Source organism: Ignavibacteria bacterium (genome assembly GCA_015709655.1).
Classification (GTDB): domain Bacteria; phylum Bacteroidota; class Ignavibacteria; order Kapaibacteriales; family Kapaibacteriaceae; genus OLB6.
On the sequence record CP054181.1, the window covers coordinates 2,312,500 to 2,338,746 of the forward strand.

Sequence of the window (26,247 nt, forward strand, 5' to 3'; positions counted from 1 at the left end):
CGGCATAAATTCATGGCAGTAATTTAATTTACCAGGATAGTGCCAACATCAATGATCCGTGATACCTGGTTAACCCGCAGTGTTGTTGCCGTGTGCTGCTCGGCAGCGGTACCGTAACCTGTGAACATATCAACCTGAACGGTGGTCGGACGTTCGATGGTTTGCTGCCGGCTGCCATAGTAGTTAACCTGGATTTTATAGGCGCCCTTCTTTGCATTTGGAAGAACAAATTCTTCCGGGCCGTATCCGCCTGTAAAGTCTCGCGTCAGATGTCCGCCCAGTTTTGTATCACGGTTGTTGTACATACACACTTCACCATCCGGATCGGTAACCCACAGGTCCATGTCGCAGTTGTCAGCATCCCACGTGAGAACTACCCTGAGGTCCGTGTTAACCGGGATGCGGTATTCTGCCGGGATTTGAATGTTTGAAGCACCGGGCTGCAGTGCCAGCCGACCCAATTCACGAGCGGCAATAACTTCAATTTCGGGAAAGCGGTTGTGCCACGGACGTGTTATGATGGATGTTAGCAGCGATGCTGCCTGGTGATACTCACCGGTAGCTGCAAAGGCAAGTGCCAGGTCGCGGTAGCTTTGGGGCTCCTCATCACGAATGCGTAACACGTCACGAAAAACGTGGACAGCGTGTTGCGGATAACCCAGCTGTAATAGCCTGTGAGCCAGAATCCGTAGTGTACGTGCGTCTTCACTCTGTATCTCGGCCAATGAAAGTAGCACTCGTAATGCCAGTGGCTTGTTGCCGTGCTGAATCAACGCATCTGCAGCATCAAGATATAGGCCGGTTGACTCAAAATAGTGGTTGCGTAGCTGTACGTACACGGCATAAACCTGGTCAGCCGTAGTGGCCCGATCAAGCGACTCCGTCCATACTTCACGGGATACACTATGTTCTGTAGGTTTGCCCGGCACAAGATTAATGTTGGATGATGGCTCCGCAGAATGGCGGTCAGGTGTTGTTGCATCTGCCATCTCCATTTGAAAATTGTCTGACACTACGGCGGCATCTACGCCCGACACCATAGCGCTCTCGTCAGATACACTCAGCCGTTCCATGGCACCACCGTACGCTGCCGGTGCAGGGAGTCCAATGGTGGCGGCACCATTGCGGGTGGCGGCTCTTCCTACAACGTCAGACGCCTTCAGGTCCGTTATTCTGACCCTGGATTGAATAATGTTGCCTCGCACAACCTTTCCGGGCTCTACGATAACGGTGCTGCGGGCTGTTCCACTGCCACCGTTAGGATCAGCAATAACGGAATACACACCATGCGGAATTCCTGTAAACGTATAGGTTCCTGTTGCATCCGTGACAGCCATAAAACCGGTATTCAATATCGTTACTTTTTTATTCTGAAGTGCCACACCCTTTTCATCTGTTACCTTCCCTGTTACAGAACCGATCTCCCGGACCGATATTCCATTGGGAAGGGGCTGAGCTTCCGGCCATATCCAGAACGTTCCGGAGTTAGCAGGTAGTGATGATGGTTTTGCAGCGGTACGCACACTATTAAGCGTTTTTTCAATAGTGGTGTGCCGTTCCTGTATGGCACGCACACTGTCTTGCCGGTAGGCGGCAATTCGTTCCTGAAAAAGAGCAACAAGTTCAGGCTCTGACTCCGGGGGCTTAATGTTGAATCGCAGGTAATCTTCGATTCGATCCAGTACGATTAGCGATGTCCCGGGTGTTACGAGGTTAAACCGGGTTCCCAAATCACGAATTGCGTCGGCATTTCCTGACCTGTTAATGCTCAGCCTCTCAATCATCATGGTGGCCCATCGGCGTGGAATTGCGGTGCCTTCCGAACCATGCTCATGTTTACTGATGGTGATTGTGTGAGTTTGTTGTGAGCTGTTATCAAAGCCGGTGGTAATTCGCACTGTTGCGGATGAGGTAAGCAGGCGACCACATACGACTGTGACCCCATTGCTCACTGTTGCCGATGATGGAAGAATGTCAGTCATTCTGCCGTCAATCACGCTGACTGACATGATTTTGTGGTGCTGTTGAAGCGCTGTTTCGATAGCGTCGTGAAGTGACAGTACGGTAAGATCAATCAGTTCACCGCCGCTCTGGACAGCAATTGAATTCAGAACCGGGAAGTCAGCCGGTGAAGCCGATGTGATGCAATATACCGGAACAGTGGCATCCTGAATTTGCTCGTTCCCAAAGGTTGAAATGCCATCGCTGAACAAAAACGCAATGTCTGACGTAAGAGTACGCAGTGGCAGTACACCAAGCTGAGTTGCACCGTCCATCGGTAAACTGCTAAGTGTTTTTACAATGAGCTGAGAATCTGCAAGGCTGTACTCTTGCTTGGTAAGAATGGTATGGGCAAAGGTCAGTACCGTGATTGAAGCCGGCCTCATTGTGTTCATCAACTGTTTCAGATACTCGAGTTCCAAGGGAATGTTTCGTTTAGTACCAGAGATGGAAGCATCCCAGAGTATTGTTACAGAGCGTGGCTGTACAGGTAACCGGCGGGTGTTGACGTCGCTACCGGTATTCAGAAAAATAGCCGCATAGTCGTCACCCTTGTGCTCTTCTACCACAACACGATGTTGGGAAAGCGCCACAGGAACCATGATGGTAAACGGTGTTGTAAGCAGCACGTTTGCTCGGGAAAAACCAATCGTGTAGTTTCTGCCATGCGGACTGAAAAACATAGTGTCAGCACTGCCACCCGTTAAGCTCGGTGTGCTGCCAAACCCTGTAACGGTAGCGTGGAAATTAAACTTTGGTATCGCAGAGGTGTACGAAAAAGGGATTGTGTAGCCCAGACCTTCAGGGACAGACGTCAGCAACTGTTCGTAGGCAATTACAATTCTGCGGATGCCTTTCGCCGGCAGCGGATAGATCCGAGCTTTAAAAGAGTTATCCCGTGTCCACTCCAGCAAGGCTGGATCGACCTTGGTGCGGATAACCTCCTCGAAGGTTGAGCGACCCTTGCTTTTATCTACTACAACAGCATCGCGCAACTTACCGTTAATATCTAAAGCAAAGCGCGACACCGTTTGTCCGTTTGTTAACGGAAACACAAACTCACCTTCCAGCACTCGGTCATGAGGATTAAACACGGTAATATCCAGTGTTGTTGTTGCAATTGTACCGGTTATCGCAACACTGACATCCAGTTCCTGCACCATCATTGGAACCGGGGTCCCATTTGAATCACGCACGAACACGCCCACTGACACCGGTGGTTTGGGCAGAATACGTGCAGTCGGCGTATCAGGATCCTGCGGCAGCAGTGGCAGCGTCAGGCTGAGTGCCGAAACAATAGTCAGTGCGATAAGCAGAGTGATATTAAAGTATGTTTTCATCGTTCGTTCTCCGGTTTACCGCTCGATAAGAATTCGTTGTACTATCTGTTCTGATGACTGTGCATCGGTGATGACGATTACGTACATTCCGTTTGCCAATTCTGATGGCAGGGAAATCGGCTCAGTATGGGTGCCTTCGGTTAGAATGCGTTCGTTCCATAGGTTCAAAACTGTATTCCCCTGGATGTTGATGATAGATGCTGTTGTAGTAAGCCTCTTGCCAACCGTTAACCGTAACGATGCCATCTGGCTTCGAACCGGATTCGGGAAGATCTCTGCTGAGGTAATTCCGTTTGGAGTATGCAATGGTTGTGTGAGCGGATCGGACGCCTTTGCTCCCCTTAGTTCCTGCCTGATCTGTTGGGCAACCTCGGGTGGGACGGCATCCAGAAATGCAACAGAAGGTTGGTACCACAGTACGACATCTGCATACGGAAACAGTGGTTGAGAAGGATTTTTCAAAGTATAGCGAACGGCAACAAGACTGCCAACCTCTGCATGTGCTTCCGAGAACCATGAGGCAAGAACGGTATCATCGCGATAGAGTGTAATGTGCTTTGGAGCCGGTGTTGCTGTTGCATCATGGGTTCCGCGGACGCTGATTCCCGATGGTGAAATCGTTATCCGAAACCCATCCTCAACATAGGTGATTCGTTCGTTGGTGACGGAAAGGCCCAATGATTCCGCCGCTGCAGGACGAATCTGCGCAAAGTGTACAGGGTGCGCATCATGCGCCGTGGGGGCATTGTTATCGCTGAGCGTTGAGGCAACAGATGGTAAGGGGCTTTGGTTTCCCGTATCGGTAGTAACGGAATTTATGGTTTTTTGAGATGTTTCGGCAACGAATTCCTGTTCAGTGATACCGGGTTCGGCCCGATCCACGAAGGCAAACCACGCTATGCCGGCAGCAACAGCTGCACCAGCTGATGCAAAGGCTATGGTACGGCGGATGTTTTTGTGGCCAACGGCCGGAGCATCGGGGGACGTGGGCGGAGCCGACTGAATTGCGGACAGGATGTCGTGATCAGACAGTAGCGGAGGAGTTGGTGGCGGTACCCGCTGCGAATCGAATGCATCACGAAGAGTCTGGAATGTTTTCATGTTACGCTCAGTTTGTCTATTGTCGAATGGGAAGAGTTGTTGGCACCGAATAGTCAGATGATTTTGTCACACCAAGTTTTTTAGCAACAGTTCTGCGTGCACGAAACAGTCGGAGCTTTACTGCACTCACAGAGCAGTGCTGGATAACGGCAATCTCTGCAACCGGCAGATCGTGAACCTCGTATAGTAGCAGGGCTTCTCGGTACGCATCGGGCAGCTGGTTAATTGCATCGCGGACCAAGGCTGAATCTGTTTTGCGGTCGGGCAGCAGTTCGGTATCACGGATGGTGTCTTCATATTCATCGGGAAGTGACTGTTCCAGCCGGCGTTTGCGAAAACGACGTCGGTTGAGGTTGCAGATGACAGTGAACACGTATGTCTTCATAGCTGCCTTATCGTGTATGTCATCGTATTTCTGCCATGCAATGACCAAGGCATCCTGCAGTAAGTCGCGTGCATCTTCGCGCGTTGGAGCAAGTGAGAGGGCAAATCGTTCTGCCTGACGGTAGAACGAATGAAGTGTATGCAGAAAATCGGATTCGCGTGTTGCCGGAGTTGAGTGTTCCATAGCTGTGTGTTTGTTCAGGCCGTCAGAGTCAGCATGTTGGTACCCGGTTACATGCGTAACAAAACAAAATAGTGGTAAAACCGGCAGAACAAAAAAAAGGGGCTACTGTTGCCAGAGCCCCTTTCAAGAGAATAGGTATTTTGATTATTGTGCTATGACGAATTTTGTTGGCGTATAAACAAAGCCCGGGAAGGGGATCACCTGGTTAGCAGGCGGACCCAGTTTAATTGCGGACGGATCCTGTTTTGTTTTAACAATACCAACATTTTCGGCCAGCCAGTATTCTGCATTAACGAGAATTGGCTCCACCGGGATTGGACCTAATGCAGAACTGATATACAGCTGGATAACATAGTTCAGTTTTACCTTGGTCGTTTTTACGGCAGCACCATTGATGGTTAGGTCTTCAGTACCTGTTTTGCTGGCATTTACCTTGACCGCAGCATCAAAGGTTAGCTCCATTCCCATATAGGTTGCCTTTATGCCACTAACCGAGTCCTGGAGTGCCGTCCACGTTGTGCTGGCATTATCATACAGCAACGTCCAGTGACTACCAAAATCAACCACCCCAACACCGGAAATGTTGTATGCCATTGGGTAGAGGCGGTAGAGCTTTGACTTGTCGGACGACTCCGAGAGAGACGTTGTGTCAACCGGAGCCCCTTGAATAAACTTCACATACAACTGTTAATTCTTTGCATTTCCTTTTGAATCCGTAATCATAGCCGACCCGGTTACTGCCACTGAGTCCGAGTAATTGGCCAGCACAGAATCAGTTCCGGTGCTGCTTTTGCCAAATACATCAACGTTGCTTAGAATATATGTCCCCGTTTTGAACGAAAGGAATGAAGTAGGGGTGGAAGGGTTTGTACTCTCTGAGCACCCGGATAGCCCGAGCGCTACGATTGCAAACATGGCCAGGTATCGAAACATGCTAATCCTTAAGGATGGTTGGTAAAGAGACCGAACCGTGAGCGACACGGTAGATGGCGGAGGGCGAGGGACTCGAACCCCCACAGGCTTGCGCCCGGCGGTTTTCAAGACCGCTGCAATACCATTATGCGAGCCCTCCGTGGGGATCACAAATATATGAATCAGCGTTCGTTGATTTCAAACGAATTTGAATTCAATCCAAATAAGGCAGTGATTGTTGAGGCATGAATGAAGGTCGATGTACCTCCGTAATCTGGATTCACGAGCTTGGTACTGTACGAGTAATCATGAAAACGATGCCAATCAGCATTGTAGAAGAATGGGGACAAGCAGTGGATATTACGGTGGATAACAGAAAGAGTTGTTGTTAAGCTGTTAATAAGACTGTTGATATCCTCCTGTAGCCAATTCGTATCTGTATTGTTTTTCAACGGTTATGGTTTTCCACCGTCGCGACTGATCGTCAACTTTCGCTTTTCCACATTTGTGGGAAAAGCAAAGGAGTTGTATAGAAATTGTTTTTTACCGGAGTAGGCTTGGAGCTAAATCACGAAATGAGGACCCGAAGCCTGGCACCTGCTGTTGCGACTGACCTGGTTAAAGTCTGCATGCACCTCGGTGTTTGTGTAGCGCTTGTGCATCGGGCGCAAACACAAAAGTTCCCGGGCACAGAGCCTGCAAATTGGAAAAATCCCCTTGATGTGGATAACCTGTTGGAAATATCTGCAAAAAAACGGTTTGTTGCACTTGCAACGGGTGTGTGTAGACTGTACCTTTGCATTGTTGTAAGCCATTGTAAAAAACTGAGATAAATTAGTTTTTTCAAATGGTGAAGATACAGGAAACAGGTGACCGAACTATAGTTATCCACAGGATGTGGATATTGTCACGGCACTTATCCACAAAACAGGAATATCAGTGAAGCGCAGAGGGGAACACACATCGGTCGAAGTTGCAAGGTCCGGACGTACGTCGGCTGTAACGGTGTCGGTTCTGGTTCTTGCATTTGCAGCGTTTATTGGGACACACTGGCTGGAGCGTCAGTCAGTGGAGCAGGTTGTCATAAAAGGGGCGACCGGATTAAGCCGGCAGTATGTACAAGCCGTCCTTGGTGCGGAGATAAGTAAGCAGCGGCAGAATATTGTTCTAGCGGCAGTACGTGACAGCATAGAAACCATACCGTTTGTTACGAACGCATTTGTGTATTACACCGGTGTACGGACCATAGCTGCGGAGATTATAGAGTGCCGGCCGGTAGCCCATGTAGAGATAGGTGACGGTAACCTCAGGTATGTAGACGATCAGGGAGTAATCTTACCGGAATCGGTTGAGCGGACTGCTCAGGATTTACCGGTGATACGGCCGGGGGCCGGGCAGAGTTATAGCGAGTTGGATTTGCAAGGCATCGTCGCAATTCTGCAAGCAGCGCAAGCCCAGCTTGGAACAGAGTTGTACTCTGCAGTCAGTGAAGTGGTTTGCAGGAAAAATTCTCGGATTGAATTGCGTACCGCGCATGGGGTATGGTATGTTAACCCAACTACTGGTCACGGCATCAGTCGGGGAATCTCAGCAGGAGTATCATTTCAAAATGCCAGGGTATTTGCACACAGTTTTGGTGCTCAGGCACTCTGTAACGGAGTTTATGATTTACGGTGGGACGGACAGGTTGTCCGGCAGCGGGGTGCATCGTGAGTAATCGTACACCATACGTTGGTTTGGACATTGGGACATCGAAGGTTGCTGTTGTTGTTGCAACGCGCGATCCGTCCACCGGAATGATTGACATTGTTGGCTCCGGCATTGCACCGTGTGACGGATTGAAACGAGGGGTTGTTACCAACATTGGTAAGACGGCAGAAGCAATTAATAACGCGATTGAGCAAGCCGAAAAGAAAAGCGGGTTTGAAATTACACGTGCTGTTGTTGGTGTAAGTGGCGATCATATTGCAACATCCGGTACCAAGGCCATCGTGACCGTTTCGGGAGCTGAGATCACAGCATCCGACGTACGGAGACTGCATCACGAACTGGCGCAGGTACGGATAACACCGGATCGCCGGATTTTGCACGTCATCCCGCAGGATTATGTGATAGACGACCTGGAAGGCATTACCGACCCGCTGGGCATGAGCGGGAAGCGTGTTGAAGCAAATGGTCTGGTGATAACAGCATCGGCAGCAGCGGTTGACAATATTTACCGCTGTGCCGAGCGAGCAGGCGTGGATGTAGATGCGCTTGTGCTTCAGCCCCTTGCCAGCGCATATGCCGTCCTTGAAGAAGCCGAAAAAGACCTTGGCATTGCCTTGGTGGACATCGGAGCCGGGACTACGGATGTATCGGTATTTAAGGGCAATGTGTTACGCTTTGCCAGTGTAGTGCCCGTGGCAGGACAAAAAGTAACTGATGATATCATGACGGTGCTGAGTATCAGGAATCTTGATGCCGAGCAGATTAAAAAAGATCATGGTCATGCTGACGGCCGGACCATCATGCACGACACTGTTTTTCAGATACCCGGAGTTGCCGGACGTACACCTACCGAGCTTAGCAAGGTTGTGCTGGCGCAGATTATTGAACCACGGGCAGCCGAAACCTTTGAACTGGTTTTACAGCGGCTAATGGACAGCGGCTGGGCGCACCAGCTGAATGCAGGTATTGTCCTTACCGGTGGCAGCAGTCTGCTACGAGGCTCAGATACCCTGGCGCGTCGGGTGTTTAATATGCCGGTTGCAATTGGGATACCGCGCAGTATCAGTAAGGACGGGCTGGGGAAGGAAGTCACCAGTCCTGCCTATTCAACTGCAGTCGGGCTGGCGCTCTACGCGCTACAACATGAAGATGAATTCGAAACTCCCGCCGAGGAACGGGAGACTCAACAACACCCTGTGGCCGCCACTCAACAGCATAGTGGAGACCAAAAGGGATTTTTATCAAAAGTTAAAAATTGGTTTGAGAACCTATAGTGTCACCGATCGGGGGGAAATATGCCGATTGAGCTCGACATGAGCCATTCCAGCGGAGCTCGAATCCGCGTGATTGGTGTTGGCGGTGCCGGCGGGAACGCCGTGCGCACAATGATTGCACGTGGCTTGGAATACGTGGACTTTATTGCAGCCAACACTGATAACCAAGCACTTTTAAAGAATCCGGCCCAGGTAAAAATTAACCTTGGGTCCAGTATTACCCGCGGCCTTGGTGCCGGCGCAAACCCCGATGTTGGCAGAGCTGCCGTCGAAGAATCGATAGGTGAAGTTCGCGAAGCTCTTGCCGGGTCGGATATGGTATTTGTAACCGCAGGAATGGGAGGTGGAACCGGCACTGGTGCCGCTCCGGTAATTGCGCGCGAAGCACGTGATCTTGGAGCCCTGGTTGTTGCAATCGTTACTAAACCGTTCAGCTACGAAAACAAGTACCGTATGGCAGTTGCCGAAGATGGTATTCGGGCATTGCGTGAGCATGTAGATGCACTGATCGTTATTCAAAACGACAGAATCCTGGAACTTGCCGATGAGAATACGCCATTTCAGAAATCACTGGAACTGGTTGACGAAGTTCTCTACAATGCCACAAAGGGTATTGCCGATATCATTACCCGCGAAGGTTTACTGAATGTTGACTTTGCTGATGTCGTGACGGTAATGAAAAACCAAGGGGATGCACTGATTGGTATTGGCTATGGAAGCGGCCCTAACAGGGCGCTCGAGGCTGCACAAAACGCACTCAATTCGCCAATCCTGGAAGATATGCATATCCATGGCGCAAAAGGTATCCTGGTGAACATCTCCGGCAGCAGCTCTTTAACAATGCACGAGGTTCGAATTGCAATGTCGTGCATCCAGAAGGCTGCCGGCGAAGAAGCCAATCTTATTCATGGAATTGTTGACCTGGATGAGCTGGATGATCAGATTTCAGTTACTCTGGTAGCCACCGGATTCGATCGTTCAGGTGGACAAAACGATTCGTTGAAGGATCTGCGGCCACCGATTACAATTAACATTGCAAAGCCTGCCGATGGTGTCCGTGATACAGAAGCTCCGGTCATTACTGCCGAACACCGTACCTCCCAGGCTCCGGGAAACCACTCTCCTGACAGGCATAGTTTGCTCAAACCACCCCAAAAGGTGGATCAGACAGATATCGAAGTTCCGGCTGTATGGCGTGATTCCACCTCCGAATCATCCTCTTTACCAGTATCTCGGCAGCAGCCAGTCTTGCGTACCACTACTCAGCCGATACCGATAAAAGAGAGTGGAGGTCTTAGTAAAAATGCGGCAGCAGAACCTCCCTCGCAATCGCTTAAGCCCGTAAAGCATCCCACACCCGATGCGGATATTGATGGCGGTCAGCCCGAAGCCTTCCCCCGGCCACGGGCAAGGCAAGGCAGTGCCGGATCCGGCTCCAATCAGCCGTCATTTCTGCGAAAGATAATGGACTAGATAGCACTGCATTATATACGTTACGGTCTTCAGGCGGTGGCATCCCAGGGTGTCACCGCTTTTTATTTGTCAAATTAAAATGTATAAAGTGTTGCAAAGTATGTACCATCTCCCTATAAATATCAATATTTTCGCGAAAGTCATATTTGCATAACATATAGAGGGTTATAATGCATAAGAGTTTACTGACTGTGCTTGCCATTGTTCTAATGGTAAGCAGTTGTACAAAATAACCTCCGCCAGGTGAGGTTTCTGCGTCTGTGTCAGCACCTGCCTTCATTACGGTTAAGCTTACAACCATTGTTGGCGATACGCTGCGACTGTATCAGAAAGGAGCAAACGGTGAATATGTCGGAACCCTGGTTGCTGGCGACACGCTTCTTTTACTAAGCACCGCCGAGACGATAGAAACAGGCAAGACGGTTAATCTGTATGCAGGGACGTGGGCTAAAACGTACAAGCTTAAAGGAGACCCGGGGATTCCGTATCTGGTGATGGGGAAAGGGGGAGGCGATCTGCCAAAGCTAGCTACCTGTACGATCTTATCAGGTGAACCGCCACCACCACCGCCACCACCACCAGCAGCAATGTCATTACCGTGTGGAATCGGTCTGCCAATGAGGCCGGAAACAACAAGTTCGGTCGCCTGGGATGGAGAACCACCAAGCGAAATTACACCGGCCGATACCATCTACATTATTGCAGATCCTGCCTGGATGGTACTTCATGGTCTTCGAATTGTGGCTCCGCCCAATACCAGCATTTACCGCCAGGCTCCCGGAAGTCCGGGGGATTTCCAACATGGGGTAGTTTTCACTAATCCGTTTTTTATAAAGCCGTAGCGGAATCAACGGTGCGTATGGCGTAAATCTAGATTTTCTCTTTAATCGCTACTCCCAACAAACAAAGGTTGCCATGGAAATGGCAACCTTTACTTTTTTTCCGAATTCCTGGTGTAGGATAGTTGTGCTCTGACTACAAGGATTTTACAGGCAGGTCTTCTTCGGTTTTCGCAATCCCGATTTTCGAACCGGCCGAATTTAACAAAACGTTAACCTGTGATCCCTCCGCAACGTATGAAACCCCACCAAGAACCACAATATTGGTTGAGTCGGTCTCAACAATCGACTTTACACCCACCTGACCCGACGTTCCATCATGCCACAGGAGCGTTTTTTCAGCATCAACAGTAAATTTTAGTAACATAGGCAGCTAAACTTCATAAGTAGTGGACGCAAATAACGTGCAAAAATACTATAAGTTTTCGCTTGATGGGTGTAAGGGGCTTTGTTTTACCCGTAAAAACAGGATTATCCCTACAATGAGCAGGATAATAAGTGAAAATACGGAAGCACGGTAACTACCGGTTAGATTCAGCATTATACCAAAGAGAAGCGGACCAATCCAGGATGTACCTTTATCTCCGATTTCGTACAATGCAAAATACTCAGCTTCCTTGCCGGCAGGTATCATGGTGCTGAACAACGAGCGGGAGAGCGCTTGTGTGCCGCCCAGCACAATGGCAATCGCAGAAGCCAGGATGTAGAAGCCGGTAGCGTTATTCACGACACCATAGGCAGCCGTCAGTACGGCCGCCCATCCGGCAAGTCCAACCAGAATGGCATTTCTGGTTCCGATGAACCGCGCGAGTCGCTCAAACAACAGTGATCCGGGGATAGCTACAAACTGTACAAGTAGAATAGCCTGGGTAAGAACATCCAGCCCAAGATGTAATTCTTCCTGACCATAGACCGAGGCCATTTGAATTACGGTTTGAATTGTGTCGTTGTAAAAAAGATAGGCAATAAAAAATGTTAGAGTAACGGGATACAACCGCATATCGCGCAGCGTAACAAAAAACTGGCGGAAGGGTGTCTGCCGGATGCTCTCCGGTACGGGAACCGATCGTGGGAGGGTTATCCATGGTACCACCATAAACAATGCCCACCAGATTCCGGATGAAGCAAGAATACCACGGACAACGAACCCGGTGTCTGCACCTAAGGCCTCAGCATTGTTAAACCAGAGTAACTGAGCAAGAAGGAGTAATCCTCCTCCCAGGTACCCTAATGCCCATCCTCGTGAGCTTACCTTGTCACGGTCAGCCGGCGCCGACAAGATGGGAAGGAACGCGTTTGATACTACCACACTGGCACCAAATGCTACATTGGCAATAATGAAGAGAAGAGCACCGGCGACAAAATTCCCGCTGTCAGTGGAAATGCTAAACATTAACATTGTTGCTGCAGCTCCAGCCATCGAGGTTGCAACTAAAATGCTGCGTTTGAACTCAGTCCTGTCCGTTAACGTACCAATAAGTGGCAGCACCAGCACCTGGAGCAGTACGCTCAGGCTTACCGAATACGCAAAAACCGAGCCCGGGTGAAGAGGAATACCAAGGACGTGGACGGTACCATTGACGGCAGCTTGTTCTGCGACACTGGTAAGGTAGGGACCCAGAAACACCGTGACCACCGTGGTCACAAAGGCACTGTTGGCCCAATCCACCATGTACCATCCAAACCGCTGTATGCCTAGGCTGCCCATTAGTGTTTACCCTTATATGGTATTGGATCAAGCAACGGATATCTTTGTAACCGAATCGTTCATGGTTTAACGTTTTTCATTGACTTATGACAACATTAGGGATAGAACATAATTTTCTTGGCATCGAAAGTGTCCACAGCAATCTTCAGGATTCCAAAATTGCGATCGTCTCAGCCCCTTACGAACATACGGTTAGCTATGGCTCGGGTACGGCAAGGGGTCCGGAGGCGATCCTGGAGGCAAGTAAGTTTGTTGAATTCTATGATGACGAAACCGATCGTGAGCTGTGCTTTGATGTTGGAATTGCCACGATGCAGCCAATTTCTTTTCAGGATGCTGTAGATGCCGGAGCAATGGACGTAATCCACGATAGTATAGACGAGCTGCTGCGCCTGAACAAATTTGTTGTTACTCTTGGTGGCGAACATACCATTAGCCAGGCAACGATTGCCGCTCATTTAAAGCACTACCCCAATATGAGCGTGCTGCAGTTTGATGCCCATTCTGATTTGCGTTCCAGCTACGAAGGCTCGGCATACTCGCATGCATCGGTGATGGCACGGGTATGCGAAATCATGTCGCCCCGACGCATTACCCAGGTGGGTATCCGCGCTTTCTGCAAGGAAGAAGCCGAGTTTATGAAGGTATCCGGCATCAACACCTACACAATGTCGGCAATTCAGCGTGGTATGTACGGCTCCAGCTGGATACGTCATGTTGTGGGAACGCTCGGTCCCGAGGTGTACATTACGTTCGACGTGGATGGACTGGACCCGGCGACCATGCCTGCAACCGGGACACCGGAGCCGGACGGGCTGTTGTACCATGAAGCTATAGCAGTTATTCGTGAGATTCGGCGTACGGGGCGGACGATCGTTGGATTAGACTGTGTGGAGCTGGCGCCAATGGATGGTTTATCGCATCCAAACCTGACTACGGCACGGCTGATTTATAAAATTTTAAATCTTGCCTTTACAAACTATGAGTGACATTGAGCAATTCATAACAAAACTTGATACCGGTGAGGTGCGTGCCGCACAGCGTAATGATGACGGTGAGTGGATAGTAAACATCGAGGTAAAACAGCGTATCCTGGAAATCTTTAAACAGGGAATCCTGATTGATGTTAGTGAAGGGGGCTTCCCGTTTTTTGACAAGCATACGTTGCCGTTAAAGCGCCTGACGCTTGAGTCCGGTGTTCGAGTTGTGCCCGGAGGCAGTGCGATACGTCGGGGTGCTTTTGTTGCAAGAGGAGTGATCTGTATGCCGCCGATGTACATTAACATTGGTGCGTATGTGGACGAAGGATCGATGATTGACAGCCATGCTCTCGTAGGCACCTGCGCCCAGATAGGCAAGCGTGTTCACATAAGTGCTGCTGCCCAGATTGGTGGTGTTCTTGAGCCGGCCGGAGCACGGCCGGTGATTATCGAAGACGATGTTCTTGTTGGCGGTAACTGCGGCGTGTACGAAGGCGTGCTTGTGCGTAGTAGGGCGGTACTTGGCACCGGAGTGATTTTAAACTCCTCAATGCCAGTGTACGATCTGGTCCATGAGCGAATTCTTCGCAGCAGTTCTGATGCACCGCTGGAAATTCCTGAGGGAGCCGTTGTTGTTAGCGGAACGCGAACACACAGCTCATCGTTTGCTGTTCGTCACGGTCTTGGTATAGCTACGCCAATCATCATTAAATATCGCGATGAAAAAACTGATGCAGCAACCGCATTAGAATCAGCCTTGCGTTAGCCCCTTACCCAATACACAGAAAAGGAAGGAGGTTGACTAAGCCGTCGGATCGCCTTTTTCACGACTCAGTTTAAACGCCTGGCGGATATAATGCTCGAACAGGTCTTTATCAAATTCATTTAAATTCCTGATGATCACGTGACGCATGGTTGGGAGATCGCCAACAAGTCGGTTACCTGAGTCGTCGAGCTCATTACCGCGCCAGAAACCAAGGTTAACATGATCTGTAAATGCCTTGATGTATAGGACCGGACCATTGAGCGTAAATACAGGCTGTGACCACAGGATCGTCTCCGAAGCATCCGATGCCTGTTGTTTGATAAGTGTCCGTAGCTTGGTAACCAGCTCCCGCTGCCACCCCTTGAGCCTTGCGATATAGGCATCTACTGTAGCAGCCTCGGGTTGCTGCGGAGCAGGTACGAAGGGTTCATCGTTAGTATCATGCTGTTTAGATTCTCTCGACAACCGGCGTTGCAGAATCGAAGCCGGCTGTTCACGTTCCTTTTGCTCTGATTTGCTGTGTCCCTTTGTTCCGGACTTCCCACCATTTTTCTCGGGTGCCTTATCCGGGTGTTTATCTGCATTTTTCCCGTTTGACTTGCCACCACCCTTTACAGAACCTTGCATGGATTGTTGGGAATCACCCTCGGCAGGTGTTTGGGAAGCGCCGGCTTGCCGGTTGCGGTTTCTATTCCTACGTGACTGACGCTGGGCACCCTGCTGCCCTGGTGGCTGTCCCGATTTATCGGAAGATTCGGAATCCTGCGTTTCGGGCCTTTGTGGCTGAGCTCCCTTCACCTCTGGTGGCACGGCAGGAGCAGCTTGTGACTCTGGTTGACGGTCGGCTGATGGCTGCGGATTCCCGGAACGCCTGTGCGGGCGACGTCGGTCTCTGCGATGTCCACGTTTTGAATTGTCCGCTGATTCAGAGCCCCCTTCAGCCTTTTGTGGTTGTGTTGATTCAGTATTCTGCTGCGTCATGAAACGATTATTCAGTATTGAAAGGTATCGGCAAATATACCAAACACGCTTCCGAGGTGGGAATGTATAGGATAGGGGGCTATGGAGTAAGCCCACTGTGGAAGAGTAGTCGAAACCACAAGTACGCATGTGAGGAGTCCGGACTTGGGCATGAGTAAATCGCAGAACTACGCCACATGTTCTGGGAAATGAGACTGCATTGCGAGGTATTCAGAAGTTGTATTGACATAGCGACAGAAAAATCACCCGTTGCGCTGGTTTGGCCGAATCGACTGCTTGCTTTCCGCTTCCAGATGCGCATCAAGCTTGCCATCGAGCGCTTCCTCGACAAATTCCTTCAGAAAGTATGTCAGTACACCATCTCTGCCGATTATTGATTTGCCTGACGTCAGGTGCCTGGAGAGCGCTCACTTGACCGACTCGAAATCAAAAGTGTTTCTATCTACTGCAGGTTTTCACGCAGATTGATCTAACGGTACTGACACACTTTTTGAAACAGTCTCATGCGACGACTCAAAATACGTACACTGTACTCAAATCAGTAAAATCGTATAGTCACTATTTGTTCTGTCCGAGTTCTATTCTATAGCCAGAGCCACTTACTGCAATATCGCAGAAAGGTACACCGGCTTACTCTTGGAAGGGGTTGTAGTGGCTTTATGGCCACTGGCAGGTGCACCGTTCTTCCTGGCCGCCTGTGCTTCCTTAGCGGAGCCACCGCGTTTTGATTGCTGTCCTGACTTTGACCGGCGCGATTTGGACGGCCTGGTTTTACCATCAGGTGATGTACGCGACTGCTTTTGAGGATGCGATTTCTTTACTTGTTCAGCCTTAGGCTGAACAACCACGTGGTAAGGCTGCTCACTAATAAGCTCTATTGACTTACCAAGTTGTTTCTCGATTGCTCTTACCGCCGAATCTTCGTCTGGCGTGCAGAACAGAAGGGCAGTACCCTCCTTACCGGCACGCCCGGTTCGCCCGATACGGTGTACGTATGTCTCGGCTGACTCCGGAATGTCAAAGTTGACAACGTAGGGAAGCTGCTGGATATCCAGGCCGCGCGCAGCGATGTCTGTTGCAACCAGGACCCGGGTTTTACCATTGCGGAAGTTAGCCAACGCTTTTTCCCGGGCAGCCTGAGTTTTATTGCCGTGGATTGCATCAGCGCGGATGTCCCGTCTGACAAGATCGTGAGCTACCTTGTCGGCCCCATGCTTCGTACGCGTAAATACCAGCACACTCTCGGTAAGCCGTTTATCCAGCAGGTAAGCAAGTAGCTCGCGTTTATGCTCTTTCTCAACCCGGAAACGTTCTTGTGCGATGGTTGGTTGAGCCGTGGACGGCGGAGTGACTGAGATATGAACCGGGTTGTGAAGGATGGTGGAAGCAAGCTGTACGATTTCATTGGGTACGGTTGCCGAAAAGAACAGTGTCTGCCTTTGCTGAGGTACAGCCTTAAGGATTTGTTTTACCTGTGGCATGAAGCCCATGTCCATCATCCGGTCTGCTTCGTCAAGAACCAAGGTAGTAACATTGTTGAGCGTGAGCATCCGCTGTTCCATCAGGTCTATCAAACGTCCGGGAGTAGCCACCAGAATATCAACGCCACGCCTGAGCATCCGTTGCTGATTGTTAATAGACACTCCGCCAAACACTTCCAGGGTGGTTAGTTTTTGTCCCAATGAATAGGTTCGAAAGCTGGTAGCTATCTGTGCTGCCAGCTCGCGCGTAGGCGCAAGTACCAGGGTGGTAATTGTACCTCGGCGTGGTTTGGATTGATACAGCCGGGTAAGGATCGGCAGTGCAAAGGCAGCGGTTTTTCCGGTGCCGGTTTGTGCGCAGCCGAATACATCGCTGCCATTAAGAACTACCGGAATAGCCTGCTGCTGAATAGGGGTGGGAGAAGTATAGCCGGCCTTGCGCACAGCAGTAAGTACGGGCTCTGCAAGCCCCATAGAGGAAAAAGACATAGTTCTGAAAATAAATTATGTAAACAACGGCAACTTCTTTCGCGCGACGGACTCTCCGTCTACTGCCGTTGATCACAAATCAGAACGAAACGGGCATGAGAAAGGGGCTGCAAAAGGTTGTACGCTTGTACAACACGACAAAGATACGCAAAACCAGGCTATAATAGTGTAATGTAGGTACCAAACAAGTGTACGGCATTTAGCTGATATTTGCACAAATGGTTGATGGTATATGTCAGTCAACCGACAATCGTTAGAGAAAACCCAACCAAGTCACGTGTATTAATAAATAAACAAGGATATTACAGTGAAGCATCAGGTAGTAGCCGAATGGCAGGACGGAATTGATTTTATCGCAACCCAGCAATCACAGCAGATACAGCTGGCAAGCCCTGAGTCGGTCAGAGCACAGCATGGAGTAAGCCCAAAACAACTCTTGCTTACTGCACTGGCGGGATGTACAGGTATGGACGTTGCCTCGCTGCTTACCAAGATGCGGGTGCCATACACCAGTCTGGCAATTCGGGTAAGCGGTGAGCTGACTGAAGAGCATCCCAAGGTGTATTCGCATATCCACGTGGTGTACGAGGTAGGAACCACGCAGGAATATGCCGAAAAGGTAGAACGATCCGTTGAGCTGAGTGTTACCAGATACTGCGGAGTGAGCGCCATGCTTGCTAAGGCGGCAAACATCACGCATGAAATCGTGTATCAGTCGTAGGTGCAATCCCTGCCGGAGTCCACGGTGTCTGGTCGCAGGATAATGCTGTAACTCTTCCCGAACTTGTGGATTTTGTGGCGACGAAACCATGGAGAACCGATGCGAATTGTTGTCATCATAACACTACTGTTAATAGCTGCTTTAGGGATCAGCGCACAGCGGTACCATAGCCCCATTTTTGCCACATCAACCGTAAGCCGCGATATTGTGTACGGTGCTGCACCGGATTATGTGGGTACAAACACAACGCTGTTGCTGGACATCTACCAGCCTGAGGGTGATACCCAGAAAAACAGAGCCTTGGTTATTCTGGTGCATGGCGGAGGCTTCACGGGTGGCGGTAAGGCAGGAGAGAATTTTCAGACCTGGGGCACTGACCTGGCCCGTCGCGGCTTTGTGGCAGCGTCGGTTGAATATCGTCTGGGGGTAGAAAGCAAGTCCGATCCGAAACTCATGTGGGAGGCAAGCATCCGTTGCGCACAGGACGTACGTGCAGCGGTACGCTTTATGCGAAGGCATGCCATGGAATATGGTATCGACACATCACATATTTATTTAGTTGGTACTTCGGCAGGGGGCTTGGGCATTGTGCAGGCAGCAATACTACAGGATGATGAGGTACCGCCAAATCTGGATGCAACGGTAAGAAATGTTGAAGGGAATTCTGGGACACCTGGCGAACGGAGTACCGTGCATGGGTTGGTTGTATGCTGGGGGGCAACGATTGATACAAACTTTATTGAACCTGGTGACCCGCCAGTGTTTTCTGTTCACGGTACGAAGGATAAAACCGTACCGTTCGAATGTGGTCCAAGTAAGTTCGGATTTGATCTGTGCGGAGGCGCTGCCATTAATCGTAGAGCCGGTAATCAGGGCATTCAAACCGACGTTCTCCTGTTCCCCGGCGTTGGCCACTCTCTGGATGATGACCCGATCTTGATTGACAGTTGCTATAGATTTTTCGTGGGACACCTTGCTAATCTTGCATCGTCACCAACCAAGGTTCTTGACCTCTTTCCATCAGCAATACCAGCGACGGTTTATCCGCATCCCGTATCAAGTGGTGGAGATGTTTATGTTCCCATTTCCGATATGCTGCCGCCACACAGTGTTGTTTTAATATCAGTATCTGGTACAAACTCTAACTGCAGTACTGTGTATCAAGCTGGTAGTGAAACTCTGCTTGTCCGCCTGCCGGAGTGTACACCAGGCATGTACATCCTTCAGATTACCGTTAATACCACTATCCACAGGATTCCTGTTGCCGTTATCGGCAGATAGCTGGTCGGAAGATAACGACCGAAGCAAGAGCTTAGAAAGCCGAAGCGCTTTACCATCAGTTCATAAGAAATCATGCAATCGATGTACTGATAGTGTAAGCATGTTTCTGCGTATCATGATGATGATGGTCAGGTTATTGATATTTTAGCAATAACTGTAACTATCAATGTCAGGCAGACTATCAGAATTTACCCGGGCCGAGGTTGCCTTTGCATCGTTGAAGACGGACCCTGCTGTCGGAGTAGAACGTACCTTTTTCAAGTTGAGCAAGTTACTTGCCCAGACAGATCGGCACATACAAAACATTTCACGTGACAAAGGTAAATGGCGTGATCTCCGCTTGCGACTTCTAACATATAGGGCGCACCTGTACGAATCCTCCGGTAAATGTGACCTTGCACTTCGCGACGTTCTGAGGGCAATCACAGGCCTTTCGAATGATATTCCCAATTCCACCAAACAATCACTAAGCATTGTACACGGCCGGTGCATGATGCTACTTGGCATGCACAATGACGCCCTTGACATTTTCATGAAAGTGTGGAATACATGCTCTGAGTCTGCAGATACTGATGTAACAGGTGTAATCTCAGGTAATATCGCAACTGTGATTTTTAACCTGAAGCACTATACTACATCACTTGAGTGGTTTAGAAAAACCGCCGACATTTATCAGCAGATTGATAATAAGGAAAAACAAGCACAGGCAGTTCGTGGAGTTGGGATGTGCCTTAGTAAGCTTGGAAAGTATAATGAAGCACTTCAGCAGTACAGCAATGCACTAAAACTCCTGGATGATTGTACCCATAACAGTGTGGAAATTAGGATACAAATAGTTGAAAGTATTGGTGTAGATTACCTCAACCTTGCCGATACCACCCATAAACAAAGTTATTACAAGAATGCACACCAGCGTTTTTCCCTCTGCCTTCAACTTGCAAAACAACATCGGCTAACAGTACAGATGACGATTGCTTTGCGCAATCTGGGCCTGGTGCTCTGTGAAACCACCTATAAGCAGCATGATGTTACCCAGGCGATGAAGCACCTGAAACGGAGTTTAACCGGCGCAAGGAAGGCAGGACTAAAATTACTGGAAGCACAAGTGCACAGAGATTTGTCGATTATTCAGGAGCTCACCGGCGATTTAAAGGGAGCCTTACAATCACTTCGACGATGGCACGAGCTTGACAGAGAGCTGTTTAATGCACGTGCCGATCAGCAAGTGGTAAACTTGCAAATACAGCTGGCAGTTGAACAGTCGGAAGCCCGCCGACAACAGGCTGAAACTCAGATCGCAGAACTACAGTTAGCGCTAAAGGAGGAGCATAAGAAGGCGGTTGCTATGTCTATGGCTGTTGCACAGCAGACAGCAGTCATACAATCCGCACGGTTCGAGTTGCAGTCGCTGGCTGGTCGTAGCACCGAACGTGAGGTGTCAGAAAAGCTGCGTCAGGTATCCGCTAGACTGAAGCGCGTCACTGAAACCGAAGACCATTGGCTTGAACTGGAGGCAGAGCTTGCGCACGTGCAGGGTAATCAGTTACCATCACTCATTTCCAAGCATCCCGGCCTTACTCCCACTGAGCGCAGGGTGTGTGTCCTAATCCACCACGAAATGTCCACAAAGGATATGGCCAGCCTTCTGGGAGTTGAGCCACGCAGCATTGAAAAGTACCGTCAGCGAATTCGTAAAAAGCTTCAACTGACAAATGAAGTCAGCTTGTCGGTCTATCTGGCGTCACTGTAGCCGTACCCAGTTAGGTATGTAGCCTGTCATAGCAGCACATACGGCCTACCCGGTCGGTTTTCAGTTGTCACCTTTTTGTCCGGGTACACTGTATTACTATTATCACGAAGTTTGCTGGAGCTCACCGTTGGTAGGGGAAAATTGAATTTGGATGATCATGGCTGGTGAGTTACTCCTTAATCTACCATAAGTATCCGGAGGGTATATGAAGAAGATTCAACTTCTTGCGCTGAGTTCCTTTGTCTGTTTTCTTTTTGCCTTTGTTAGTCCGGTAACCGTCCGCGCCGGCGAACTTGGATCACCCAGGATTTATGCCCAGAACCTGCAGAATTTAGTTGTCGGCCAACGGTTGATGATGTATTTCATCCTCCTGAACTTGAATATGCAGTATTCATTAGGCGGAGTGAACTGGCACTTGAATGTCTACTTTGCCAAACAACGGTTGTTGCGGTTTTCAACATCAGGAACAACAACGGTTGGTCCCGGCCAGGAAGTAACAGTGACGCCAGAAGAAGAGTTTGTTCCAACAGAGGCGGGTACCTATACCATTGTTGTAGATGCCAATAGTCCGGTAAATCAGACGGGGCTACAGAAAGACTCGATTACCGTAACAGTTATGGAACCGCCGGAGTGTCCCGCTCCTACCAGATCCCCTAAGGGGATACTGCTGTACGCCGGTGGCGGCAACAACCAGATTGTATTTACGGCACCAAAGGGCTGTTGTTATGAGATCGATCCGTACGGCAACCAGAACTCGTGGTACGAAATTTCTCCAACGACGAAACAAACAGTTTCGGATGGACAAAGCATAACATTCACTGTTAGTGCAAAGGATCCCCAACCGATGGCAGCGATGTTTCAGTTCCGATGGAATGAATGCGATAAGCTGCATCCGTCTGGTTATGAATATGTGATTGTAACCCCCTTCCTTGCTCCCGCTGATTCAGGGAGCTCTGCCACTGCTTCGGTATGCTCATACTATTCGGTATTCGGCGACCCCGTTGCCACAGCGAGCGGACAGTTCGTGTATGACGCCCCAACGGATGTTTCGGTTGCCTCTAGCCCCTTACTCCAATTTACACGGCGCTACGATGGTGGTCTTGTTAACGGAGGATTCCCATACGGAATGGGCCCAAACTGGCAGCACACGTTTAATGATTTGCTGGTTGGGGATTCCTTGAATGTAATAATTCTGATGAGCGACGGGAGGCGACTTGGCTTTACAAAGGACGGTGGTGCATGGAAGGCTGTGGGCAGAGAGGCGGTTGCTAATCTTCAGGAGCAGGTAACAGGATGGCTGCTGACCGACGTACCGGGACACGTTCAGTACTGGTTTAACCTGCATGGACGGCTAATAAAGAAAGATAATGGACGAATACCGGTTCACGTATCCTGGTCGAATGGCAGGATTGATTCAGTTTATGATGACCTTGGACATACAATCGTATTCCAAACCGATGATAACGGTGTGATTCTTAGCGCGTCGAGTTCGCAACAAACAGTTACGTACACCTATACTTCGAAAGGTGAACTTGCATCAGTGACGAATGCTGTTGGCGAAACAATGTATTACAGTTACACGTCACAACCCGGTGAAATCGCAACCCTCGGCCTCAGTAAAACTGAACCCCTGTTGCAGCTAACGTATGACGGTGATCACAGAGTGAAAACACAAATCGATGCAACCGGTAGTCTGTGGTCATATAATTGGACTGAAGGAACAGCCACCCTCACCGATCCCGATGGCGTAAAAGAAATCCATACGATGAATGCCAACGGCCTTGTCACCAGTATTGGCACCAACGGATCCGGAACGATGGAAATTCAGTATGAAAATGGGTTGCCTGAAAAACTTAGATCATCTAACGGAACAAGTACCGACTTAACACACCATGCAGGCGGCCGGCTGGCAAGTATTACAACGTCGGACGGAACAACAACGCTTGAATACGCAGAACGCACCTGGAATGGCGCTACCGTTTACGATGTAAAGAAAGTTACACTCCCGGATGGCTCAGCCCGAAGCTATACATACAATGACAGGGGGCTCTGCATCAGCGTTACAGACGAAAACGCAGCAGTGTGGACAACAACCTATGATGATTATGGCAATATCCTCACGTTAACCGATCCGGAGGGTAGGACAACGACAATGGCTTACAACACTGCAGGACATCCGAAAAGTATTAGTTCACCATCCGGCAATACCATCACGGTTACGACCGATGATGTTGGAAACATACTAAGGGCGGATGATAATGGCTCTGTACGTACCTATGAACGCGATGCCATGCAACGGGTGACGAAGTTTACGGATGAGATGAGTCATTCCACCGCACTAACATATTCGCCCCATGGTACGATAGGCTCTGTTACTGATCCACTGGGAAGTACTACGATTTATAAGTATGGTAAGGGTGGTGAGCTTGTATCTGTTACGCTTCCTTCAACATCAAAGCTGCAGCTGGCATACACAAAGGCAGGAAGGTTACAAACGTTAACAGATCCGATGGGGGAAAGCATAACACTGGGGTACGGGAAGAATGGAGATCTGAATAGCATCACAGACCGTAACGGCTCGGTAACCCAAATTGAAACCGATGAATCCGGATTCATAACAGAAGTTACTACGCCTGAAGAACGGAAAACATCGTTTTCATACGATGACTTTAACCTTCTCTCCAGCGTCACGTCCAAAATGGGGAGCACTACGGCATTTGAATATGAAAAGTGCGGACGCATCGTATCGTTAACGGAGTCATCCGGTCGCAACACTACCCTCAAGTATGATAAGAGGGGGAATGTTGCCCGTATGTTGATTGGTGCCAACATTGCCGTTGACTATGGTTATAACGCAGCAGGTGAACTTACCACCGTAACAGATGGCAACGGTGGAATCTGGGCCTGGAAGTACGATCAATTCGGACGATGCATCAGCATTGCGGATCCGGCACAACGAGAAATATCGTACGGCTATTCGGCTCGAGATAAGTTATTATCAGTATCCCTGCCCGGAGCATTAGGGTCATGCACCAACACCTACGATGCAGGCGGCAATCTAACAGGCATGAAATATTCTGATGGCCTGCAGTATCATTTTACGCGGGATGCTCTTGGCAGAGTAATCGGTACGGAACATGATACCGTTGCCTATGACAAAGATGGACGTATGGTCATGAGTAACGGTATGCTCATGAAGTATAATGCTAACGGATGGCTCACGGAACTAACTCTGGGGCCAGGAAAGGCTGTTAGTTATTCTTACGATGCCGTTGGACGTTTGACTAAGATTTCAGATTGGACAGGGGGCTTTGTATCGTATGAACATGACGATGACGGACAGTTAACGAAAATTATTCGATCGAACGGCAAGGAAACTATCTATGATTACGATGAAGATGGACGACTCATTTCTATTGCCGATGGCGCCGAAGCCTTGATCGAGCTCCAGTACAATGGTACCAGAATTGCATCGGCTAAACGAATTGGTCATCTTCCGGCCGCCCCTGAAGCCGGCGAGTTAGTATTGAACGTTGATGCCGGCAATGCCATTACTGCATGGAAGCCCGATGCAGCCGGCAGGCCAACCAAGATTGGAGACACCGAATTTACCTGGAATGCTGCCTCTCAGATAACTGCGATTGGCGGAGGAGCTGATTTGGATTTAACGTATGACGGGTTTAGTCGGTTAATTCAGGTTCGCGGGGAAGGCATTTCCGCTCACTTTGTATGGAATGATGCCTTTGGAGACGGATTCCCTTGTGCTATTGGTGGACCTTTGGGCACCTTATATATCATCCCAACTCCGGGCGGAACCTTTGCCTATGCTGTTGACAGCGCCAGTGGACAAATAGCATTTCCGCATTTCGATCATCAGGGCAATGCAGTCATGTATACTGATGGTAGTGGAAGTATTACGAGTCGCTCTGCGTACTCTGCCTACGGTACAATATTGAATTCAGAGGGGAACAATACTGTTCCGTTACGTTTTGGTGCAATTGGGGGCATGATCACTTTTACAACAAGCCTTTATATCACGCCGGGCAGGGCCTACCTTCCTGGAGCTGGCAGATTCATTTCTGCAGATCCTGACCGAAGCATACATCCGCAACGGATTAGCCAGCATTCGTATGCATACTGTGACCCTGTTAATTGGGCTGATTTCACAGGACGAGCTCCCGCTCCCATTACCAGTAAGGCAGATGAACTTATTGAGCAAGGTAACCGGCGTCTGGAAGAAAGCATGCGACAAACTCAAGATAAATACGATGCCGAAATGCGCAAGCTTGAGGAGAAGTTTGCAAAACAGCGTGCCGAGCGCGAAGAAGCCGAAGCAAGACGTAAAGCCGATGAGGAGCGTCTTGCGAGGCAGCGTGAGGAAGAACAAGCAAGACGCCAGGCTGACCAGCAGAAGTTTAACGAAGCTCTTGAGAAGCTAGCCAGGCTGAACAGCATTTTACTTGGTCCGCCACCGGCACCCGAGCCCATTGCCTCAGCTCCCGGTACTTCAAATGGCGGCAGCGCATCTCCTGTTCCCGGATCCGGCGGAAGTTCAATAGGTGGCAACGGTCAGCCTCCGTCAAGTGGCGGTACGCGTGTGCGTGGTACAGGAACCAACCCCGGTGGGGGTTCGAAGGCTGCATCCGGTGGTAGTTCGGGCAACGGTGGACAGGGAGCACCTGGCTCAGGCAACGCAACGTCACAACCTCAGCCGCTGGGTCCCAACCCTACAGGGCGTGGATCCTACAATCCGAACGTTCCGTTTGCAATCCAATATGTGGGAGCCTTTATAACGGGATTCATAGAATACTGGACCGGCGAGTAAATCGGTTATTATCAAAAACATTAGTACCAGGAAAACACAAAGGACAC

The 26,247-nt window shown here is 49.7% G+C and carries 19 protein-coding genes and 1 tRNA gene; 10 read left to right on the top strand and 10 right to left on the bottom strand.

All coding sequences use genetic code 11. The features are described 5' to 3' along the window. Nucleotides 1–23: 23 nt before the first annotated feature. From HRU79_09310 to HRU79_09335, 6 genes are all read right to left on the bottom strand, one after another. The gene (locus tag HRU79_09310; GenBank protein QOJ26831.1) at nucleotides 24–3,341 is read right to left on the bottom strand and encodes a DUF2135 domain-containing protein; all 3,318 of its coding nucleotides are present in this window, start codon (nucleotides 3,339–3,341) and stop codon (nucleotides 24–26) included. Between the two features lie 15 nt (nucleotides 3,342–3,356). After that, nucleotides 3,357–4,442, bottom strand: coding sequence for a T9SS type A sorting domain-containing protein (locus HRU79_09315; GenBank protein QOJ26832.1), 1,086 nt, complete (start codon nucleotides 4,440–4,442; stop codon nucleotides 3,357–3,359). Nucleotides 4,443–4,458: 16 nt separating this feature from the next. Beyond that, entirely contained in the window at nucleotides 4,459–5,010 is a 552-nt protein-coding gene (locus HRU79_09320) for an RNA polymerase sigma factor (GenBank protein QOJ26833.1), read from the bottom strand. 144 nt (nucleotides 5,011–5,154) lie between these two features. After that, nucleotides 5,155–5,688, bottom strand: coding sequence for a hypothetical protein (locus tag HRU79_09325; GenBank protein QOJ26834.1), 534 nt, complete (start codon nucleotides 5,686–5,688; stop codon nucleotides 5,155–5,157). A 9-nt stretch (nucleotides 5,689–5,697) separates the two neighbouring features. Continuing rightward, a complete protein-coding gene (locus HRU79_09330) occupies nucleotides 5,698–5,943 on the bottom strand; it encodes a hypothetical protein (GenBank protein ID QOJ26835.1) in 246 nt (81 codons plus the stop codon). A 54-nt stretch (nucleotides 5,944–5,997) separates the two neighbouring features. Next, nucleotides 5,998–6,082: transfer RNA gene (locus HRU79_09335), tRNA-Ser, on the bottom strand. Between the two features lie 779 nt (nucleotides 6,083–6,861). Between HRU79_09335 and HRU79_09340 the strand changes: the two genes are divergently transcribed. The 4 genes from HRU79_09340 to HRU79_09355 all read left to right on the top strand — a co-directional run bounded on the left by HRU79_09340 (nucleotide 6,862) and on the right by HRU79_09355 (nucleotide 11,221). Further along, on the top strand, nucleotides 6,862–7,635 hold the full coding sequence (locus tag HRU79_09340) for a hypothetical protein (GenBank protein QOJ26836.1): 774 nt from the start codon (nucleotides 6,862–6,864) through the stop codon (nucleotides 7,633–7,635). Beyond that, nucleotides 7,632–8,906, top strand: coding sequence for a cell division protein FtsA (gene ftsA, locus HRU79_09345; protein ID QOJ26837.1), 1,275 nt, complete (start codon nucleotides 7,632–7,634; stop codon nucleotides 8,904–8,906). The genes HRU79_09340 and ftsA overlap by 4 nt, the downstream gene beginning before the upstream one ends. A gap of 21 nt (nucleotides 8,907–8,927) precedes the next feature. Next, nucleotides 8,928–10,379 carry a cell division protein FtsZ gene (gene ftsZ / locus HRU79_09350; protein QOJ26838.1) on the top strand — a complete coding sequence of 484 codons (1,452 nt, stop codon included), beginning with the start codon at nucleotides 8,928–8,930 and terminating at the stop codon, nucleotides 10,377–10,379. Nucleotides 10,380–10,639: 260 nt separating this feature from the next. Continuing rightward, nucleotides 10,640–11,221: a hypothetical protein gene (locus tag HRU79_09355; GenBank protein QOJ26839.1), complete on the top strand. Its 582-nt coding sequence runs from the start codon at nucleotides 10,640–10,642 to the stop codon at nucleotides 11,219–11,221. A 133-nt stretch (nucleotides 11,222–11,354) separates the two neighbouring features. Here HRU79_09355 and HRU79_09360 read toward each other — a convergent pair whose 3' ends face one another. Further along, nucleotides 11,355–11,585, bottom strand: a complete 231-nt coding sequence (locus HRU79_09360) for a hypothetical protein (GenBank protein QOJ26840.1) — start codon at nucleotides 11,583–11,585, stop codon at nucleotides 11,355–11,357. 48 nt (nucleotides 11,586–11,633) lie between these two features. Further along, on the bottom strand, nucleotides 11,634–12,926 hold the full coding sequence (locus HRU79_09365; protein QOJ26841.1) for an MFS transporter: 1,293 nt from the start codon (nucleotides 12,924–12,926) through the stop codon (nucleotides 11,634–11,636). 86 nt (nucleotides 12,927–13,012) lie between these two features. Here HRU79_09365 and speB point away from each other — a divergent pair, with 86 nt between their 5' ends. Further along, entirely contained in the window at nucleotides 13,013–13,915 is a 903-nt protein-coding gene (gene speB, locus HRU79_09370) for an agmatinase (GenBank protein QOJ26842.1), read from the top strand. Further along, a complete protein-coding gene (locus tag HRU79_09375; protein ID QOJ26843.1) occupies nucleotides 13,908–14,672 on the top strand; it encodes a 2,3,4,5-tetrahydropyridine-2,6-dicarboxylate N-succinyltransferase in 765 nt (254 codons plus the stop codon). The genes speB and HRU79_09375 overlap by 8 nt, the downstream gene beginning before the upstream one ends. 36 nt (nucleotides 14,673–14,708) lie before the next feature. Here the strand turns inward: HRU79_09375 and HRU79_09380 are convergent, their stop codons facing one another. Continuing rightward, nucleotides 14,709–15,653, bottom strand: coding sequence for a DUF1801 domain-containing protein (locus HRU79_09380; GenBank protein QOJ26844.1), 945 nt, complete (start codon nucleotides 15,651–15,653; stop codon nucleotides 14,709–14,711). 599 nt (nucleotides 15,654–16,252) lie between these two features. Further along, a complete protein-coding gene (locus tag HRU79_09385) occupies nucleotides 16,253–17,623 on the bottom strand; it encodes a DEAD/DEAH box helicase (GenBank protein QOJ26845.1) in 1,371 nt (456 codons plus the stop codon). A 307-nt stretch (nucleotides 17,624–17,930) separates the two neighbouring features. On the opposite strand from HRU79_09385, the gene HRU79_09390 reads away from it, so the two are divergent. The 4 genes from HRU79_09390 to HRU79_09405 all read left to right on the top strand — a co-directional run bounded on the left by HRU79_09390 (nucleotide 17,931) and on the right by HRU79_09405 (nucleotide 26,200). Beyond that, a complete protein-coding gene (locus HRU79_09390) occupies nucleotides 17,931–18,344 on the top strand; it encodes an OsmC family protein (GenBank protein QOJ26846.1) in 414 nt (137 codons plus the stop codon). 99 nt (nucleotides 18,345–18,443) lie between these two features. Then, nucleotides 18,444–19,625: an alpha/beta hydrolase gene (locus HRU79_09395; GenBank protein QOJ26847.1), complete on the top strand. Its 1,182-nt coding sequence runs from the start codon at nucleotides 18,444–18,446 to the stop codon at nucleotides 19,623–19,625. Nucleotides 19,626–19,791: 166 nt separating this feature from the next. Continuing rightward, nucleotides 19,792–21,375: a tetratricopeptide repeat protein gene (locus HRU79_09400; protein ID QOJ26848.1), complete on the top strand. Its 1,584-nt coding sequence runs from the start codon at nucleotides 19,792–19,794 to the stop codon at nucleotides 21,373–21,375. A 205-nt stretch (nucleotides 21,376–21,580) separates the two neighbouring features. Further along, complete coding sequence (locus HRU79_09405; protein ID QOJ26849.1) at nucleotides 21,581–26,200, top strand: hypothetical protein; 4,620 nt, start codon at nucleotides 21,581–21,583, stop codon at nucleotides 26,198–26,200. Nucleotides 26,201–26,247 lie beyond the last annotated feature (47 nt).

What these genes read in the sequence shown, in the direction of transcription:
- HRU79_09310 (QOJ26831.1), bottom strand. Translation starts at nt 3,341, where the DNA reads ATGAAAACATACTTTAATATCACTCTGCTTATCGCACTGACTATTGTT.
- HRU79_09315 (QOJ26832.1), bottom strand. Translation starts at nt 4,442, where the DNA reads ATGAAAACATTCCAGACTCTTCGTGATGCATTCGATTCGCAGCGGGTA.
- HRU79_09320 (QOJ26833.1), bottom strand. Translation starts at nt 5,010, where the DNA reads ATGGAACACTCAACTCCGGCAACACGCGAATCCGATTTTCTGCATACA.
- HRU79_09330 (QOJ26835.1), bottom strand. Translation starts at nt 5,943, where the DNA reads ATGTTTCGATACCTGGCCATGTTTGCAATCGTAGCGCTCGGGCTATCC.
- ftsZ (QOJ26838.1), top strand. Translation starts at nt 8,928, where the DNA reads ATGCCGATTGAGCTCGACATGAGCCATTCCAGCGGAGCTCGAATCCGC.
- HRU79_09360 (QOJ26840.1), bottom strand. Translation starts at nt 11,585, where the DNA reads ATGTTACTAAAATTTACTGTTGATGCTGAAAAAACGCTCCTGTGGCAT.
- HRU79_09365 (QOJ26841.1), bottom strand. Translation starts at nt 12,926, where the DNA reads ATGGGCAGCCTAGGCATACAGCGGTTTGGATGGTACATGGTGGATTGG.
- speB (QOJ26842.1), top strand. Translation starts at nt 13,013, where the DNA reads ATGACAACATTAGGGATAGAACATAATTTTCTTGGCATCGAAAGTGTC.
- HRU79_09375 (QOJ26843.1), top strand. Translation starts at nt 13,908, where the DNA reads ATGAGTGACATTGAGCAATTCATAACAAAACTTGATACCGGTGAGGTG.
- HRU79_09380 (QOJ26844.1), bottom strand. Translation starts at nt 15,653, where the DNA reads ATGACGCAGCAGAATACTGAATCAACACAACCACAAAAGGCTGAAGGG.
- HRU79_09385 (QOJ26845.1), bottom strand. Translation starts at nt 17,623, where the DNA reads ATGTCTTTTTCCTCTATGGGGCTTGCAGAGCCCGTACTTACTGCTGTG.
- HRU79_09395 (QOJ26847.1), top strand. Translation starts at nt 18,444, where the DNA reads ATGCGAATTGTTGTCATCATAACACTACTGTTAATAGCTGCTTTAGGG.
- HRU79_09400 (QOJ26848.1), top strand. Translation starts at nt 19,792, where the DNA reads ATGTCAGGCAGACTATCAGAATTTACCCGGGCCGAGGTTGCCTTTGCA.
- HRU79_09405 (QOJ26849.1), top strand. Translation starts at nt 21,581, where the DNA reads ATGAAGAAGATTCAACTTCTTGCGCTGAGTTCCTTTGTCTGTTTTCTT.